Here is a 16,167-nt window from a genome sequence, read left to right as displayed (position 1 = left end):
TCACGACTCGGCGAGGATGTGGCGGCGAACCGCGACCATCCGCTGGAGCACGGTCACGGCGCTGGCCAGCCCGAGCAGCCCCAGCGTGATCGTCAGGACCACGTCGGGCAGCCCGAAGATGCCGGTGAGCCCGGTCGCGACGAGGGCCACCACGAGCCGATCGGCGCGTTCGGCGATGCCGACGTTGGCGGCGGTGACCCCCAGGCCCTCGGCCCGGGCCCGCGCGTAGCTGGTGACGAAGCCGAACACCAGGCAGGCGAGCGCGAACCAGGCGGTCAGCTCACCGCCCGGGCGGCTGGCGAAGCACAGCAGCAGCCCGCCGAAGACGGCCCCGTCGCCGATGCGATCGAGGGTGGAGTCGAGGAAGGCGCCCCAGGTGCTGGCCCGCCCCGAGAGGCGGGCCATGGTCCCGTCGAGCGTGTCCGAGAAGACGAATGCGGTGATCACGAGCGTTCCCACCAGGAACTCGTGGCGCGGGTAGAACGCCAGCGCACCGACGCAGACCCCGAGGGTGCCGATGATCGTGACCATGTCAGGGGTGAGCCCGATCCGCAACGCCAGACGGGCCACGGGCGTGAGGAGGCGCGTGACGAAGGCTCGGGCGAATTTGTTCAACATGGCGAGGCCTACAGTACCGACGCTCGCCCGGGGTCACGCCCGCCGTTCCTCCCCGACCCATGGCGGTCGTCCTCCCCGACACGTCGCAGCCCTCCTCCCCGACTCCTTCGCCGGAGGCGCGGCGCCCGCGTTGTGGCGGAACCGTCAGGTGTTTTCGGCCCAAAGTCCTTGTCCGGGCCCCTGCCGCGTAGCAGGGTGTATCGGCATGAGCGGCAGACCAGCTACCACCACGTCATCCCCCGTCGCCACGTCCCCGGACGCGCTGCGCAACGTCGTCCTCGTCGGCCCGAGCGGGTCGGGGAAGACGCGCCTGTTCGACCATCTCCTCACCACGACGACGAGCGGATACCGTGCGCCGCAGCGTGGCGACGAGCGGTCGACGCAGCTGTCGGTGGCCGCGGTGCCGTCCGGTGAAGTGGTCATCAACCTCATCGATACGCCCGGGTACTCCGACTTCGTCGGCGACCTGCGGGCGGGCCTTCGCGCGGCGGACGCGGCCCTGTTCGTGGTGTCTGCGGCGGACGGGGTCGACGCCGGGACGCGCCGGCTGTGGCACGAGTGCGCGAACGTCGGGGTGCCGCGCGCCGTGGCCATCACGAAGCTCGACGCCGGCCGTGGCGACTTCGACTCGGTGCTGTCCGAGTGCCAGAGCGCGTTCGGTGCGGGCGTCATGCCGCTGGCGATTCCCCAGTTGGGCGCGGGTGGTTCGCTCGACGCGACCGTGGACCTCGTCATCGGTGAGGTGCACGACTACACCGGCGCGGAGCGCACGGTGCGCAAGACCGGCCCGGAGCACCAGGACGTCTTCGACACCTACCAGGGCCCCCTGATGGAGGGCATCATCCAGGAGGCGGAGGACGACACGCTGCTGGACCGTTATCTCGAGGGTGAGGAGATCGGCTTCGAGGTCGTCGAGGAGGCGCTGCTCAAGGCGGTGGCGCACGGCACCTTCTTCCCGGTGATCCCGATGTCCGTCGCGACCGGCGCGGGCGTGGACCTGCTGCTGCACCTCATCGAGAAGGCATTCCCGCCGCCGACGCTGCACCCGCTGCCGCGCGTCTTCACCACGGCCGGGGCGGACGCCGACGGCTTGTCGGCGGATCCCGACGGGCCGCTGGTGGCGGAGGTCGTCAAGACGACCTCGGACGCGTACGTCGGGGCGGTCGCGCTCGTCCGCGTCTTCAGCGGCACGCTGCTGCCCGAGGCGATGGTGCACGTGTCCGGTCACCTGGAGTCGCTCTCGGGCCGCGAGATCGAGGGTCACCACGACCACGACGAGGACGTCCGGGTGGGCCCGTTGAGCTCGCCGCTGGGCGAGGTCCTCCGGCCCAAGGACAAGGCGATCGCCGGCGACATCGCCGTGGTGGCGAAGCTGCCGACGGCGCAGACCTCGGACACCCTGTCCGACAAGGACAAGCCGCTGGTCATGGAGCCCTGGAACATGCCGGACGCGCTCCTGCCGGTGGCCGTGAAGGCCGCGACCCGGGCCGACGAGGACAAGTTGCCGAACGCCCTGCAGCGGCTCGCGGCGGGCGACCCCTCGCTGCGGGTCGAGCACAACGCGGAGACCTCTCAGGTCGTGCTGTGGACGATGGGTCAGACCCACGCGGACATGGTGATGGACCGGCTGCGAAACAAGCTGAACGTCAACGTCGAGACCGAGCCGCTGCGCATCGCGTTGCGCGAGACGTTCATCGGCAAGTCCGGGGGCCATGGGCGGCACGTGAAGCAATCCGGTGGCCACGGCCAGTACGCCGTGTGCGATGTCGAGGTGGAGCCGAACGAGCGGGGCGCGGGTTTCGAGTTCATCGACAAGGTGGTGGGCGGCGCCGTACCGCGGCAGTTCATCCCCTCGGTGGAGAAGGGCGTGCGGGCGCAGCTGGAGAAGGGCTGCATCGCGGGGTACCCGATGGTGGACCTCAAGGTGACCCTGTTCGACGGCAAGGCGCACTCGGTGGACTCCTCGGATGCGGCGTTCCAGTTGGCGGGTTCGCTGGCGCTGAAGGAGGCCGCCGCGAAGCCCGGGGTGGCGACGCTGCTGGAGCCGATCGACCTGCTGACGGTGACGGTGTCGGATGACTACGTCGGGGCCGTGATGACGGATCTGCAGGGCCGGCGCGGTCGGGTGCAGGGCACGGAGCCGTCGGGTCAGGACGGCGTGTCGGTGATTCGCGCGGAGGTGCCGCAGCTGGAGTTGTCGCGGTACGCCGTGGATCTGCGGTCGCTGTCGCACGGCGCGGGCTCGTTCACGCGGCAGATGGTGGGCTACGAGCAGATGCCGGCGAACCTGGTCAAGGACCACATGACCAAGGAGTGACGACGACGGCTGTAGCGGAGGTCGGGCTTCGAGCGCAACGAGGAGCCCAACCTCCACTGCGGCGGGCGAGGAGTGGGGAGCTGTCACCCCCGTTCCGGGTCAGCCGGCGCCGTTGCCCGCGCCCGAGGCGAGTTGGACGACGAGGTTGATCGTGGAGGCGATGACCACCGCCCCCAGCAGGTAGGACAGCAGGGCGTGCCGCAGCACCGTGCGCCGCATCGCCTTGGTCTGCAGGGTGGTGTCGGAGACCTGGTAGGTCATGCCGAGGGTGAACGCGAGGTAGGCGAAGTCCTGGTAGTCGGGGTCGTCCGCGCTGAAGTCGACCGGTTTCGAGGACGCGTCCTGGTAATACAGGGCGGCGTACCGCAGGGTGAAGATGACGTGCACCAAGACCCACGAGGCGGCAACGGCGGCGGCGCCGACCAACGCCTCCACGGGCACGGGTCCCCCGCGTCCTGAGCCGGCGATCAACAGCACGCCGACGCCCACCAGGCTGAACACGCTGGTGAGGATCAACGCGAGGTGCAACACCCGGCGGCCGGGTTCGTCCGCGGTGGCGTGTCGCCGGACCTCCGGCGCCGGCATCGACCGGATGGCATGCCAGGTCAGGGCGCTGTAGCCGCCCGCGATGCCGATCCACCCCGCGATGATGGCGAGGATCAGTGAGCCCCAGACCGTTGTCGCGGCTCCGACGAGGGCGCCGATCAGGCAAGACAGCAGCAATCGCAGGCGTGCTGAACGCTGCACGGTGGCCTCGCTTTCACGGTGAACGGGTGGCGATCCCATGATCGGGCCATCGGGCCGGTGCAGGCACGCCGGCGGCCTAGGCTGGCGTACGCGCCGGAAGATCGAGCCGGCCGACAGACTCTTCGGGAGGCATGGTGAGCGACAGGTACGCCGGGTTCGTCAACTCGACGCTGGGCGCGAGAGTGGCGGCCACGCTGGGGTTGCCGCGCCCGAGCCTGCTGCGGCGGTACGAGCCTGGGGAGCCACTGGTGCCCGGTCCGGTGCTGGTCGGCGGGTACGGCGTCGCGCCCGTCGCCGAGCGGGCCCGGGAGCTCTTGGCCGCCGAGGGCCTCCCCACCCTCGCGGCGGCCCCCGACGTCGACGCCGGTACGCCGGGCCAGCGCCTCGGTGCGGTGCTCGTCGACCTCACCGAGGTGCGTACGCCGGAGGACCTGGAGGCCGGTCGGGCGCTGCTGGCGCCGGGGATCCGCGCGCTCGGACCGTCGGGACGGGTCGTGGTCGTGGGCCGTCCGCCGACGGCAGGCCAGCAGGACGCCGCCCTGGGGGCCGCCCGAGGGGCGTTGGAGGGCCTAAGGAGCTTCGTCGGGGCGCGACCGCAAACCTCGTGCACGTGAGCGACGGCGCCGAGGGGGCGATCGAGTCTACGCTCCGGTTCCTGCTGTCCGCGCGCTCGGCGTACGTGAGTGGGCAGGTCATCGCCGTGGGCGCCAACGGGGTGACGACGTCCCCCGAGCCGGCCGCCTGGGACCGCCCCTCGGCGGGGCGGGTCGCCGTGGTCACGGGAGCCGCCCGGGGCATTGGGGCCGCCATCGCGCAGGTGTTGGCGCGGGACGGAGCGCATGTGGTCTGCGTCGACCTGCCCGATGCGGCGGAAACGCTGGCCGACCTGGCCGCACGACTGGGCGGCTCGGCGTTGCCGCTCGACGTCACCAGCCCCGAGGCCGGGCAGGCGATTCTGTCCCACTGCGCGGGCCTGGCGGGCCGCCCGGGTGAGACGGGACTCGATGTCGTGGTGCACAACGCGGGGATCACCCGGGACCGACTCCTGGTGAACACTGACGCGGATCGCTGGCGTGCCGTCATCGACGTCAACCTGGGCTCGATCCTGCGGATGAACGCGGCGCTGCTGGGTCCCGACGGCCTGCGGGACCAGGGCCGCATGGTGCTGGTCTCGTCGACGTCGGGGATCGCGGGCAACCGGGGGCAGGCCAACTATGCGGCCAGCAAGGCCGGAATCATCGGGCTGGTTCGGGCGTGCGCGCCCGACCCGGCGCTGCTCGAGCGGGGAATCACCGTCAACGCCGTCGCGCCGGGCTTCATCGAGACCGAGATGACGGCGCGCGTGCCGGCCCTCACGCGGGAGGTGGGTCGCCGGATCAACTCGCTGGCCCAGGGGGGCCTGCCGGTGGACGTGGCGGAGGCGATCGCGTACTTCGCCGCCCCGGCGAGCGCCGCCGTCACGGGCAACGTGCTGCGGGTGTGCGGACAGAGCGTGCTGGGGGCCTGATACCAGCACGGCGCCATCGGCACGGCGAACAGACCTGGACCGCTCACACGCCGTACGACGCGCGGATCACCCCCTCCTACTGGCTCGACCAACCAGAACCGACCTGCGGGAGGGAGTGACCGCGCGGGGTCAGGTCACGCGAGCGGCACGCAGACCTCGGTCAGCAGTGCCTCCGGGGGTACCTGGCTCGGGTCGTTGAGGTAGCGGTTGACCACCTTGTGGTGCACGGGCGCATCGGCGGCCCGATCGGCGACCACCCAGCCGTGTTCCCGCACCGCCTCCTCGATGCGGCCGTGGGCCTCGGTGATCAGCGAGTACGGGCCCTCGACGCGGGCCAGCACCACGTCCTGGGCGGGCAGCTCCAGGATCTCCAGCGGCGCGGCGGCGGTGGTGCCGGGCGGGACGGGCAGGTAGACCGACTCGTCCACGTCGGCCTCCTTGAAGTCCGCGTCGTGTTCGATGCAGCCGCCGGGGCCGATGGGCGCGATCCCCTGGGCCGCGAGCGCGGGCATGAACCGGGCCCATAGCTGGCCCTCGTCGGCGTAGCTGGGGATGGTGCCGCGCAGGGCGACGACGGTCCGTGCGGGCAGCTGTTCGCGGGTGACGGTGATGGAACTCATGGTGTGTCCTTCCTGGTCGAGGAGTTGATCGAGGAGCGCCAGCCGGTCGGTGGCCGCGTGCAGCTCTTCGGCGAGGGCGGCGCGCTGCAGCCGCAGCGCCGCGTCGTACGCCGGGGTGCCGCGGGCGGCGAGAACGGCGGCGATGGCGGACACGGTGAACCCCACGTCGCGCAGCCGCCGGATCTGGACGGCGAGGGCGAGCTGCTCGCGGGCGTAGCGGCGGTACCCGGTGAACGGGTCGACAGCCGCCGGCGGCAGCACGCCGTGCTCGTCGTAGTGCCGCAGCATCCGGATGCTGAGCCTGCTGCGCGAGGAGAACTCGCCGATCGACAGGAGGTTCGCGGTGTCGGTCATACCGTCAACCTGAGCCCTTCCACGATGGGAGAGTCAACCCCTCGGCCAGAGACGGCGACGCGTCCGCGGCCTCGACGAACGTCTCCGCAACCAGAGGGCCGATCGAGGCCCGCCGGCTGAGCGATTAGGTTAGGCTTGCCTAAATCCCCCTCGGTAAGGAGTGTCGATGTCCCCTGCGCCTGCGCGCCCCCGCTTTCCCCATCGCCAGCCGCGAGTCCTGGCCGTCGTCCTCGCCACGAGCGTGGCCGCGGTCGGGTGCGGGACGACCCCGACTCCCAGCTCGTCCGGTTCGGCGACAACCAGCTCAAGCGCCAGCGACTCGACCCAGACCGTCACGATCTACTCCGGACGCAGCGAGAAGCTCGTCGCTCCCCTGCTGGCCAAGGTGGAGGCGGCGACGGGGGTCAAGGTCAACACGCGCTACGGGGAGTCCAGCGCGCTGGCCGCGCAGATCCTCGAGGAGGGTGACCGCTCCCCCGCCGACCTGCTGTTCAGCCAGGACGCGGGTGCCCTGGGCGCGCTGGCCAAGGCGGGCAAGCTCGCTCCGCTCCCGGAGCAGACGACGGCCAAGGTCAAGCCCGGGTACGCCGACCCCCAGCGCGCCTGGGTCGCGACCTCCGCCCGCGCCCGGGTGGTGGCCTACCATCCCGCGCAGGCCCCGGCGGCCGCCACGATGACGAGTATCGACGCGGTCCTCGACCCGACGTACCGCGGCAAGGTCGGCTACGCCCCCACCAACGCCTCGTTCCACTCGTTCGTGACGGCGCTGCGGGTCAGCCGCGGCGAGGCGGCGGCGAAGAAGTGGCTCACCGACTTCAAGGCCAACCAGCCCAAGGCCTACGACAAGAACGGCACCGTGCTCAAGGCGGTGGATTCGGGCGAGGTGAGCCTCGGCCTGATCAACCACTACTACTGGAACGAGCTGGCCAAGGAGAAGGGCGCCGACAAGGTCACCGCGAAGATCCGCTTCCTGGGGACCGACGACCCCGGGGCGCTGGTCAACGTGGCCGGCGCCGGGGTGCTAGCCAGCAGCAAGCACCCCGAGGCGGCGGCCAAGGTCGTTGACTACCTGGTCAGCAATGAGGCCCAGCAGTACTTCGTCGACCAGACCGCCGAATACCCCGCGGTGCCCGGCGTGAGCACGACCAAGCACCAACTCACCCCGCTGGAGGGGCAGAAGACCTCCAGCGTCGACCTGAACTCGCTCGACTCCCTGCCGGCCACGCTGGCCCTGCTGAGCTCGGTGGGGCTGACCTGAGCACCGCCGACCTCGCCGGCCGGGACCTCGACGCGCCACCGAGGACCAGCACCGACATGCGGCAGGCCCGCCGCCAGTCCCCGCCCCGGCGCGGTGCGGCGGCGCCTCGTCCGCTGCTCCTCGCGGGGGTGCTCGTGGCCGGGGTCGCCCTGTTGCCGGTCGGCTATCTGGTGCTCCGTACGGCGTCCGCCGGTCCGGCCTCGATCGCGCAGATCCTGGCGCGCCCCGCCACCGCCGCCCTGGTCGGCCGATCCCTCGTGCTCGCGCTGGGGGTGAGCATCCTCAGCGTGCTGCTCGGCGTCGCGCTCGCCTACCTGGTGGTGCGCACCGACCTGCCGGGCCGGCGTGTGCTCGGGGTCCTCGCACCGCTGCCGCTCGCCATCCCCAGTTATGTGGCCGCGTTCGCGTGGGTCTCCACCGCGCCCGGCTTCACCGGACTTCCGGCGGCGACGGTGGTGCTGTCGCTGTGTTGCTACCCCTACGTGTACCTGCCGGTGGCCGCCGCACTGACCCGACTGGACCCGGCCGCCGAGGAGGTGGCGCGGTGCCTGGGGCGCAGCCGCTGGGGCGCGTTCCGCCAGGTGACCGCGCGCCAGCTCGCCCCGTCCGTGGCCGGCGGCGCGTTGCTGGTGGCGCTCTACGCGCTGAGCGACTTCGGGGCGGTCTCCCTGCTCCGCTTCGACGCCTTCACCCGGGTCATCCACACCTCCTACCAGGCCAGCTTCGACCGGACGCCCGCCGCCGTGCTGGGGCTCCTCCTCGTCGGGCTCACCGTGCTGATCACGCTCGGCGAAGCGCGGTTCCGGACCCGCGGGGTGGCCCGGCTCGGCGCCGGCCTCGCCCGCGCGGCCGAGCCGCTGCCGTTGCGCCGCAGCCGGGTTCCGGCGCTGACGGCGGCCCTTGCCCTGCTGAGCGCCGCCCTCGTCTTCCCGCTGGGGTCGCTGGGCTACTGGGCCGCCACGGGCCTGTCCGCCGGGGTGGACTGGCCCCGGTTGGTCGCCGCCGGCGGCAACACCGTGGTCCTGGCCGGCTGGGGTGCCCTCGTGGCAACGCTGGCGGCCCTGCCGGTAGGCCTGCTCGCTGCACGGCATCGCAGCCGCTGGAGTGACCTCCTCGAGCAGGCCACCTGGGCGGGCCACGCCCTGCCGGGCCTGGTGGTGGGGCTGGCCCTGGTGTTCTTCGGGGTTCGGGTGGTGCCCTGGGCCTACCAGCGTGAGCCGCTGCTGGTGCTGGCCTACCTGGTGCTCTTCCTCCCGGCCGCCGTGAGTGCGGTGCGGGCTGCGGTGGAGCTGGCGCCGGTGCGAGCCGAAGAGGTGGCGCGCACCCTGGGCTGTGGCCCGTTCGCGGCGTTCCGCCGGACGACCCTGCCAGTCGCCGCGCCCGGGATCGGGGCGGGCGCGGCGTTGGTCCTGCTCACGGCGATGAAGGAGCTCCCGGCGACCCTCCTGCTTCGACCGACCGGCACGGACACGCTGGCCACCGCGCTGTGGACGGAGACCGGGGTGGCGGCGTACGCCGCCGCGGCGCCGTACGGCCTGACCCTGGTGCTGCTCGCGGTCCTGCCCACCGCAGCACTGATGTGGGGGCAGCGACGATGAGCAGCCTGAATGTCAGCGGCGTGGTGGTGCGCCTCGGCGGCCGGGAGGTGCTGTCGGGGGTGGACCTGGCGGTGCCGACCGGCGCCATCGTGGCGGTCCTCGGCCCCTCCGGCTGCGGCAAGACCACCCTGCTCCGCGCGGTCTGCGGGTTCACCGCGATCGACGCCGGCCAGATCCGAATCGGGGACGAGCTGGTCGGGGAGCCGGGTCGCGGGATGCCGCCGGAGCGTCGCGGCGTGGGCCTCGTCCCACAAGAGGGGGCCCTCTTCGGCCACCTCGACGTCGCGGGGAACGTGGGGTTCGGCCTGGCCCGGACCCCCGATCGCGACGCTCTCATCGCGTCCGCGTTGGAACTGGTCGGGCTGGCCGGCTACCAGCGCCGCCGCCCCAGCGAGCTGTCCGGCGGGCAGCAGCAGCGGGTCGCCGTTGCGCGCGCCCTGGCGCCCCGACCACGGCTCGTGCTGCTCGACGAGCCGTTCAGCGCCCTCGACGCCGGGCTGCGCGAATCCGTCCGCGCCCAGGTGCGCACCGCCCTGCGCGCCAGCGGTGCCACTGCGCTGGTCGTCACCCACGATCAGGACGAGGCCCTGAGCCTGGCGGACACGGTCGCCGTCATGGACGGGGGTCGGATCCTCATGCACGACACGCCGCAAATGGTGTACGGCGCGCCGGCGGCACTCGCCGTCGCCCGGTTCGTGGGGCAGTGCGTGGAGCTGCCCGCGACCTGGCGGCACGGGTACGTCGACACGCCGCTGGGATCCTTGCCCTGCCAGGCAGAGGACAGGCCCGCCGCCGTCGCAGGCACGCCGTCGGGTGCACCGACCGGCGTCGCCGTCCTGCGACCCGAGCAGCTGCAGCTCCTCCCGACGAGCGCGCCGGGCGGACTGACCGCTGAGCTCGTGGAGACGAGCTACTACGGGCACGACGCGATGGCGCGCGTCGCGGTGGCCGGCGTCGTCCTGCCAGTGCGGCTGATCGGGGAGGTGCCCGCCGCGGGCCCGGTTCGCCTGGTCGTGCGGGGCCCGGCCCGCTTCTTCGGCTTCGCCGACGGCACCGACGCCCCGCTGCCGTGACCCCGTGCGTCAGCGCCGCGCGCCGAGACCGGCACCGCCCGGGCGTTGCCTGACCTTAGGCTGGCGCGTGTGCGTCTGCTCCTGATCCGGCACGGTGAGTCCGCCAACAACGCCGCGTACGCCGCCACCGGGCAGCGCACCGGGCGCGTGGCCGAACCCGAACTGACCCCGCTGGGCCACCGGCAGGCCACGGCGCTCGGAGCCGCGCTCGCGGCTCACGGCGCGCCGGGGATCGGGCCGATCACCGCGCTGCTGTCCTCGCCCATGCTGCGCGCCGTGCAGACCGCCGCACACCTCGGCCGGGCTCTCGGGCTTCCGGTGGCGCTCTGTGTGGAGGCCTTCGAGAGCGGCGGCGTGTACGACCTCGACCACGACACCGGCGAGCGGAACGCAGCCCCCTCCGCCACCCTCGCCGAGCTGGCCGCACAGTGCCCCGGCCTGCTCGTCCCGGCCGGTACGCCCGACCCGTGGTGGTCCGGGCCGCACGAGGAGGCGGCGGCCCGGCTCCCCCGGGCTCGGCGCCTGCTGGACCGGCTGAGCGCCGAGCACACGGACGCCACCGGTGTGGTGGCCCTGGTCGCGCATCGACACTTCGCGCAGTACCTCATCGCGGCGACGTTGGGGCTCCCGGAGCGGCCGGCGGCCTACCTCACCCAGGCCAACACCGGCAGCACGCTGCTCAGCCTGGGCGAGCGGCCCGCGATCACCTGGTCCAACGACCTGTCCCACCTGCCCGGCGAGATGCGCAGCGGGCTGTAGCGGGGGCCCTATATCGGTCCACGACCGAATCGCGCCCAGATCAGGTCCACGCCTGAACTAGCGCCCGACGCGCATCCTCCAGAAGCGTGGGCAGCGCCTTGGTCTGGGCGATGATCGGCAGGAAGTTCGCGTCGCCGCCCCAGCGCGGCACCACGTGCTGGTGCAGGTGCGCGGCCACGCCCGCCCCCGCGACGCCGCCCTGGTTCATGCCCAGGTTGAAGCCGTGCGGATTCGAGGCCTTCTGCAGGGCGCGCACGGCGGCCTTGGTCAGGGCCGTGAACTCCACAGTCTCCTCGTCGGTGAGGTCGACGTACGCCGCCACATGCCGGTAGGGGCAGATCAGCACGTGCCCGGGGTTGTACGGGAACAGGTTCATCACCACGAAACACAGCTCGCCGCGGTGCACGATGAGGCCCTCCGCGTCGTCTCGCCCGGGCGCCGTGCAGAAGGGGCAGCCCTCGCCGGCGTCGCCAGCCGGCTTCTCGCCGGTGATGTAGGCCATGCGGTGCGGGGTCCACAGCCGCTCGAAACCGTCCGCCACGCGGGGGAAACCGTCGGGGGACTCGGGCCCGGGCAGCGCGTCGTCCATGCGGCGATCCTAGAACCCCGCGCGCCGCGCCAGCCGCGTCGGGGCCGGCCCGTGCGGATACCAGCGCGGAGGCGATGGCCCCGCAACGGGCTCCGACACGGCCTCCGTGGTACCGGTTCGAACCGCGGATTGGCGAGGCTTGGCGGGATTGGCGGGGCTTGGCGGGCTTGACGGCGGTGGCGGGGCTTGTGAGGCCGCCCGCTCAGCGTGTTGAGTGGGCGGCATGCCTCTGCACGGTGACTACGCCACTCCCCTGCCGGGCTGGCAGGCCGACCAGCTCGCCGAGATCGACCGGACCGGCGACACCCGCAGCGTCGCGGTCGGCGGCATGCAGGTGGTCGTCCTCACCATCCGAGGCGCCAAATCGGGCCTGCTGCGCCGCGTACCCCTCATGCGCATCGAGCACGACGGCCGGTACGCCGCGGTGGCCTCGAAGGGCGGCGCGCCCGCGCACCCGCAGTGGTACCACTCCCTCGTCGCCAACCCGGACATCGAGATCCAGGACGGCACGACGTCCGCGGACTACGTCGCCCGGGAGCTGGCCGGCGCGGAGCGGGAGCAGTGGTGGGAACGTTGCGTGGCGGGGTTCCCGCCGTACGCCGAGTACCAGACCAAGACCGACCGCCTCATCCCGGTGTTCGTCTGCGAGCCCGCGAGCAGCCCGGACGCCTAACCACGGCCGCGCGCCCCCCGTCCGCCGCACCTGGCCCAGCAAGGCGCGGCTCACTGTCCGTCGGCCTTGCGGGCCCGGTCCCGGCGGAGGTATTCCATCGCCACCCCGCAGGCCACCGCGAGCAGGAAGCCCGGCATCTCGGCGTCCTTCCACGGGAGCAGCAGCAGGTCCAGGATGAGCCAGATGGCCAGGGTGAGCGCCGTGTACAGGCTGGCGCGCAGCCAACCGAACTGGGTGAGGGGCGTCTTGTCGATCGTCATGACCCCAGTCCATCGCGGGCACGACGGCACCGGCATCGGGCCGCGGTCTGAATCCGTCCTGCGACCCTGGGCGGAGGGCACCTGAGCCGGCGAGGATCAGGGCAGATCGAGCCGGTGCAGCCGCGACTCGGCCGGCGCGAATCCGGCCCGGCGGTAGAGCCCCGAACCCGCGGAGGTCGCGGACAGCTGCACCCACAGCGCGCGGTTGTCCCGGCTCCAGTCCAGGCCGGCCCGCAGCAGCCGATCGCCGATGCCGCAGCGCCGCGCGCCCGGGGTGACGTACAGGTTGGTGATGTGGACCCAGGGCCGCGACAGCCGACCCGGCCGGGGCAGCCCGTCGACGACGAACAGCGTGATCGCCCCGAGCGGACTGCCGTCGAGCGAGGTCGCGAGCCATGCGGGACGCCGGTCGCGCTCGGCCAGCCACGCGTCGGCGTACCGGTCCAGGAAGCCCGCCTCGCCCGCCCGGCCCTGCTCGCGGTTGAGCTGCAGCTCCAGCGCGGCCAGCGCGAACGCGTCGGGTGGCTCTGCCCGGGCCACCTGCGTCAACTGCGCCTGACCGGCCTTCACCCCTGCATGAAAGCACAACGGCACATGCCGCGACAGGGGAAGGCCCCGACGGCAGCCCGCGCTGCGGGACGTACGGCTTAGACCTGCGCGCGGGTCCGGATCGCCTCGACGATCTTCTCCACCGCCGCCGCCACCGGGACGCCGTTCTCCTGCGAGCCGTCGCGGTAGCGGAAGCTGACCGCACCCGCGGCGCGGTCCTCCTCCCCCGCGATCAGCACGTACGGCACCTTGGACTTGCTCGCCGTGCGGATCTTCTTGGGGAACCGGTCGTCGCTGGCGTCGACCTCGACCCGTACGCCGTGCGCGCGCAACTGCTCCGCGATCTCGCCCAGATAGGCGTTGTACTCGTCGGCCACCGGGATGGCGGTGACCTGCACCGGCGCCAGCCACACCGGGAACGCCCCCGCGTAGTGCTCGAGCAGCACCGCGAAGAAGCGCTCGATCGAGCCGAACAGCGCGCGGTGGATCATGACCGGCCGCTGCCGCGTGCCGTCGGCCGCCTGGTACTCCAGCCCGAACCGCTCCGGCAGGTTGAAGTCGACCTGGATCGTGCTCATCTGCCAGGTGCGCCCGATCGCGTCGCGGGCCTGCACCGAGATCTTCGGCCCGTAGAACGCCGCGCCGCCGGGATCGGGCACCAGCTCCAGACCCGATTCGGTGGCCACCTGCCGCAACACCTCGGTGGCCTCCTCCCAGGTGGCGTCGTCCCCGACGAACTTCTCCGGGTTCTTCGTCGACAGCTCCAGGTAGAAGTCGTCCAGGCCGTAGTCCTTGAGCAGGTCGAGGACGAACGTGAGGAGGCTGGTCAGCTCGCCCTTCATCTGGTCGCGGGTGCAGTAGATGTGCGCGTCGTCCTGGGTGAACCCGCGGGCCCGGGTGAGGCCGTGGATGACGCCCGACTTCTCGTACCGGTAGACGGTGCCGAACTCGAACAGCCGCAGCGGCAGCTCGCGATAGGACCGCCCGCGCGAGCGGAAGATCAGGTTGTGCATCGGGCAGTTCATCGGCTTGAGGTAGTAGTCCTGGCCGGCCCGCTTGACGTTGCCGTCGGCGTCGCGCTCCTCGTCCACGTGCATGGGCGGGAACATGCCCTCGGCGTACCAGTCCAGGTGCCCCGAGATCTCGAACAGGTGCCCCTTGGTCAGGTGCGGGGTGTTGACGAAGTCGTAGCCCTCCTCGATGTGCCGGCGCCGGCTGTATTCCTCCATCGCCATCCGCACGATGCCGCCGTTGGGGTGGAACACCGCCAGGCCGGACCCGATCTCGTCGGGGAAGCTGAACAGATCCATCTCGACGCCGAGCTTGCGGTGGTCGCGCCGCTCGGCCTCGGCGAGCCGGTCCAGATACGCCTTCAGCTCGTCCTTGCTCGGCCACGCGGTCCCATATAGCCGCTGGAGCTGGGCGTTCTTCTGGTCGCCACGCCAGTACGCCGCCGCCGAGCGCATCACCTTGAAGCCGTTGGCGATGAGCTTGGTGGTCGGGATGTGCGGGCCGCGGCACAGGTCACCCCAGGCGCGGCTGCCGTCCCGGCGCAGGTTGTCGTAGATCGTCAGCTCGCCCTCGCCGACCTCGACGCCCACGCCGGAGTCCGCGTCGGCGGCGGCCTGCGTCTCGCTCATGCCGCCGCCCTTGAGCCCGATGAGCTCGAGCTTGTACGGCTCGGCCGCCAGCTCCTGGCGCGCCGCCTCGTCGGCGACGACCCGCCGCGAGAACGTCTGCCCCTCGTTGACGATCCGCTGCATCACCTTCTCGATCTTCTTCAGGTCTTCGGGGGTGAAGGGCTCGGCGACGTCGAAGTCGTAGTAGAACCCGTCCCGCACCGGCGGACCGATCCCGAGCTTGGCCTGCGGGTTGATCTCCTGGACGGCCTGCGCCATGACGTGGGCGCAGGAGTGCCGGAGCACATACAGGCCGTCGTCGCTGGCGATGTCGACGCCCTCCACCGCGTCGCCGTCGGCGAGCTCGTGGGTGAGGTCGCGCAATTCCCCGCCGATGCGGGCGACGACGATGCGCCGGTCGTCCGCGAACAGGTCGGCCGCCGTGGTGCCGGCCGGCACCTGGCGGGGCTCTCCGGCGACGGACACGGTGATCTGGGGTTGGGCAGACACGGCGGTACTCCTTGCTCGCGGTGCGCCGACGACAGGCCCCGGCGCGGGCAGGACGCCGTACGACGGGCGCCCCGCCCCAGCCTAAGCGCCGGACCAGGCCCGCTCCGAACGGGTTTGGCCCGCGCGTCGTAGGGTGAACCGCGTGCTGGCCGACGTCGCGCCGCTGCTCGCCTGCCCGGTCTGTGGCGCCGGGCTGCGTGCGGATCCCCCGCAGGACGCCCCGCCTCGGCTGGTGTGCCCGGCGGGTCACGCGTACGACGTGGCGCGCCAGGGCCACGTGAGTCTCCTCGCCGGCCGCCATCGCCACCCCGGCGACACCGCCGACATGGTCGCCCACCGGCTGGCGTTCCTCGCCGCCGGGCACTACGCGCCCATCGCCGCCGCGGTCGCCGAGCTGGCCGAGTCGGTGCCGGCACCCGGCGTACTGCTCGACATCGGCGCCGGACCGGGCTGGTACGCCGCCCGCCTGCTCGACCACCTGCCGGCGCGGCACGGTCTGGCCCTCGACTCCTCGACGGCCGCGATCCGGCGCGCCGCCCGCGCGCATCCGCGGCTCGCGGCCGTGGTGGCCGACGCGACGGGCCGGTGGCCGGTGCGCGACGCCTCGGTCGCCGTCGCCACCTGCCTCTTCGCGCCGCGGAACGGTCCAGAGATCGCCCGCGTCCTGGCCCCCGGGGGCGCCGTGCTGGTCGCGACGCCCGCGCCGGACCATCTCGACCCGGTGCGAGAGGCCCTGGGGATGCTCGCGATCGCGCCGGACAAGGACGAGCGGCTCGCGGCGAGCCTGGCGGCCGCGGGGCTGGTGGAGCGGCGCCGCCGGGACGTACGGCGGGTGCTGCGGCTGTCCCATGCCGACCTGGGGCATCTGGCGCTGATGGGGCCGGCTGCCTTCCACCGCTCGCCGCAGGAGGTTGCCACCGCCGTGGCGGCCCTCCCGGCCGTGGTCGACGTCGAACTCGCCGTCGTGGTGCGGGAATACAGCTCCCGCTAAGTCAACAGGGTTTACGGTCGTTCACCCAGGGCCCTAGGTCCCCATACTTTGGCTAAAGACAGCTAGACAATCGCCCGTGACAAGCAGACTTAACCGTGGAAGACTGCGGCTATCTCGACGCGAGG

General features: G+C 72.4%; 14 protein-coding genes and 1 pseudogene. 8 read left to right on the top strand and 7 right to left on the bottom strand.

Going from position 1 to position 16,167, the window contains the following annotated elements; all coding sequences use genetic code 11:
* Nucleotides 1-618, bottom strand: coding sequence for a CDP-alcohol phosphatidyltransferase family protein (locus tag IPK37_16980; protein QQS00503.1), 618 nt, complete (start codon nucleotides 616-618; stop codon nucleotides 1-3).
* 205 nt (nucleotides 619-823) lie between these two features.
* Here IPK37_16980 and IPK37_16975 point away from each other — a divergent pair, with 205 nt between their 5' ends.
* On the top strand, nucleotides 824-2,935 hold the full coding sequence (locus IPK37_16975) for an elongation factor G-like protein EF-G2 (GenBank protein ID QQS00502.1): 2,112 nt from the start codon (nucleotides 824-826) through the stop codon (nucleotides 2,933-2,935).
* A gap of 99 nt (nucleotides 2,936-3,034) precedes the next feature.
* Here the strand turns inward: IPK37_16975 and IPK37_16970 are convergent, their stop codons facing one another.
* Nucleotides 3,035-3,682 carry a DUF1345 domain-containing protein gene (locus tag IPK37_16970; GenBank protein QQS00501.1) on the bottom strand — a complete coding sequence of 216 codons (648 nt, stop codon included), beginning with the start codon at nucleotides 3,680-3,682 and terminating at the stop codon, nucleotides 3,035-3,037.
* A 134-nt stretch (nucleotides 3,683-3,816) separates the two neighbouring features.
* On the opposite strand from IPK37_16970, the pseudogene IPK37_16965 reads away from it, so the two are divergent.
* Nucleotides 3,817-5,189: pseudogene (locus IPK37_16965) on the top strand (3-oxoacyl-ACP reductase).
* A gap of 134 nt (nucleotides 5,190-5,323) precedes the next feature.
* Here the strand turns inward: IPK37_16965 and IPK37_16960 are convergent.
* Complete coding sequence (locus IPK37_16960) at nucleotides 5,324-6,163, bottom strand: MerR family transcriptional regulator (protein ID QQS00500.1); 840 nt, start codon at nucleotides 6,161-6,163, stop codon at nucleotides 5,324-5,326.
* Nucleotides 6,164-6,329: 166 nt separating this feature from the next.
* Between IPK37_16960 and IPK37_16955 the strand changes: the two genes are divergently transcribed.
* The 4 genes from IPK37_16955 to IPK37_16940 all read left to right on the top strand — a co-directional run bounded on the left by IPK37_16955 (nucleotide 6,330) and on the right by IPK37_16940 (nucleotide 10,851).
* Complete coding sequence (locus IPK37_16955) at nucleotides 6,330-7,421, top strand: extracellular solute-binding protein (GenBank protein QQS00499.1); 1,092 nt, start codon at nucleotides 6,330-6,332, stop codon at nucleotides 7,419-7,421.
* 56 nt (nucleotides 7,422-7,477) lie between these two features.
* Nucleotides 7,478-9,019: an iron ABC transporter permease gene (locus IPK37_16950; GenBank protein ID QQS00498.1), complete on the top strand. Its 1,542-nt coding sequence runs from the start codon at nucleotides 7,478-7,480 to the stop codon at nucleotides 9,017-9,019.
* Nucleotides 9,016-10,092: an ABC transporter ATP-binding protein gene (locus tag IPK37_16945; protein QQS00497.1), complete on the top strand. Its 1,077-nt coding sequence runs from the start codon at nucleotides 9,016-9,018 to the stop codon at nucleotides 10,090-10,092. The genes IPK37_16950 and IPK37_16945 overlap by 4 nt, the downstream gene beginning before the upstream one ends.
* A gap of 69 nt (nucleotides 10,093-10,161) precedes the next feature.
* Entirely contained in the window at nucleotides 10,162-10,851 is a 690-nt protein-coding gene (locus tag IPK37_16940) for a histidine phosphatase family protein (GenBank protein QQS00496.1), read from the top strand.
* 40 nt (nucleotides 10,852-10,891) lie between these two features.
* On the opposite strand, the gene IPK37_16935 is transcribed toward IPK37_16940, so the two are convergent.
* Nucleotides 10,892-11,440, bottom strand: coding sequence for an HIT domain-containing protein (locus IPK37_16935; GenBank protein ID QQS00495.1), 549 nt, complete (start codon nucleotides 11,438-11,440; stop codon nucleotides 10,892-10,894).
* A 223-nt stretch (nucleotides 11,441-11,663) separates the two neighbouring features.
* On the opposite strand from IPK37_16935, the gene IPK37_16930 reads away from it, so the two are divergent.
* Nucleotides 11,664-12,113 carry a nitroreductase family deazaflavin-dependent oxidoreductase gene (locus IPK37_16930; GenBank protein ID QQS00494.1) on the top strand — a complete coding sequence of 150 codons (450 nt, stop codon included), beginning with the start codon at nucleotides 11,664-11,666 and terminating at the stop codon, nucleotides 12,111-12,113.
* Nucleotides 12,114-12,163: 50 nt separating this feature from the next.
* Here the strand turns inward: IPK37_16930 and IPK37_16925 are convergent, their stop codons facing one another.
* The 3 genes from IPK37_16925 to IPK37_16915 all read right to left on the bottom strand — a co-directional run bounded on the left by IPK37_16925 (nucleotide 12,164) and on the right by IPK37_16915 (nucleotide 15,051).
* On the bottom strand, nucleotides 12,164-12,373 hold the full coding sequence (locus IPK37_16925; GenBank protein QQS00493.1) for a hypothetical protein: 210 nt from the start codon (nucleotides 12,371-12,373) through the stop codon (nucleotides 12,164-12,166).
* Between the two features lie 96 nt (nucleotides 12,374-12,469).
* Complete coding sequence (locus tag IPK37_16920) at nucleotides 12,470-12,943, bottom strand: GNAT family N-acetyltransferase (protein ID QQS00492.1); 474 nt, start codon at nucleotides 12,941-12,943, stop codon at nucleotides 12,470-12,472.
* 77 nt (nucleotides 12,944-13,020) lie between these two features.
* Nucleotides 13,021-15,051, bottom strand: a complete 2,031-nt coding sequence (locus IPK37_16915; protein ID QQS00491.1) for a threonine--tRNA ligase — start codon at nucleotides 15,049-15,051, stop codon at nucleotides 13,021-13,023.
* 163 nt (nucleotides 15,052-15,214) lie between these two features.
* On the opposite strand from IPK37_16915, the gene IPK37_16910 reads away from it, so the two are divergent.
* Entirely contained in the window at nucleotides 15,215-16,042 is an 828-nt protein-coding gene (locus IPK37_16910; GenBank protein QQS02963.1) for a methyltransferase domain-containing protein, read from the top strand.
* Nucleotides 16,043-16,167: the final 125 nt, after the last annotated feature.

The sequence above is a fragment of the Austwickia sp. genome, assembly GCA_016699675.1.
Classification (GTDB): domain Bacteria; phylum Actinomycetota; class Actinomycetes; order Actinomycetales; family Dermatophilaceae; genus Austwickia.
Note: the sequence above shows the minus strand (reverse complement) of the source record. Positions and strands in the feature narration are given on the sequence as shown.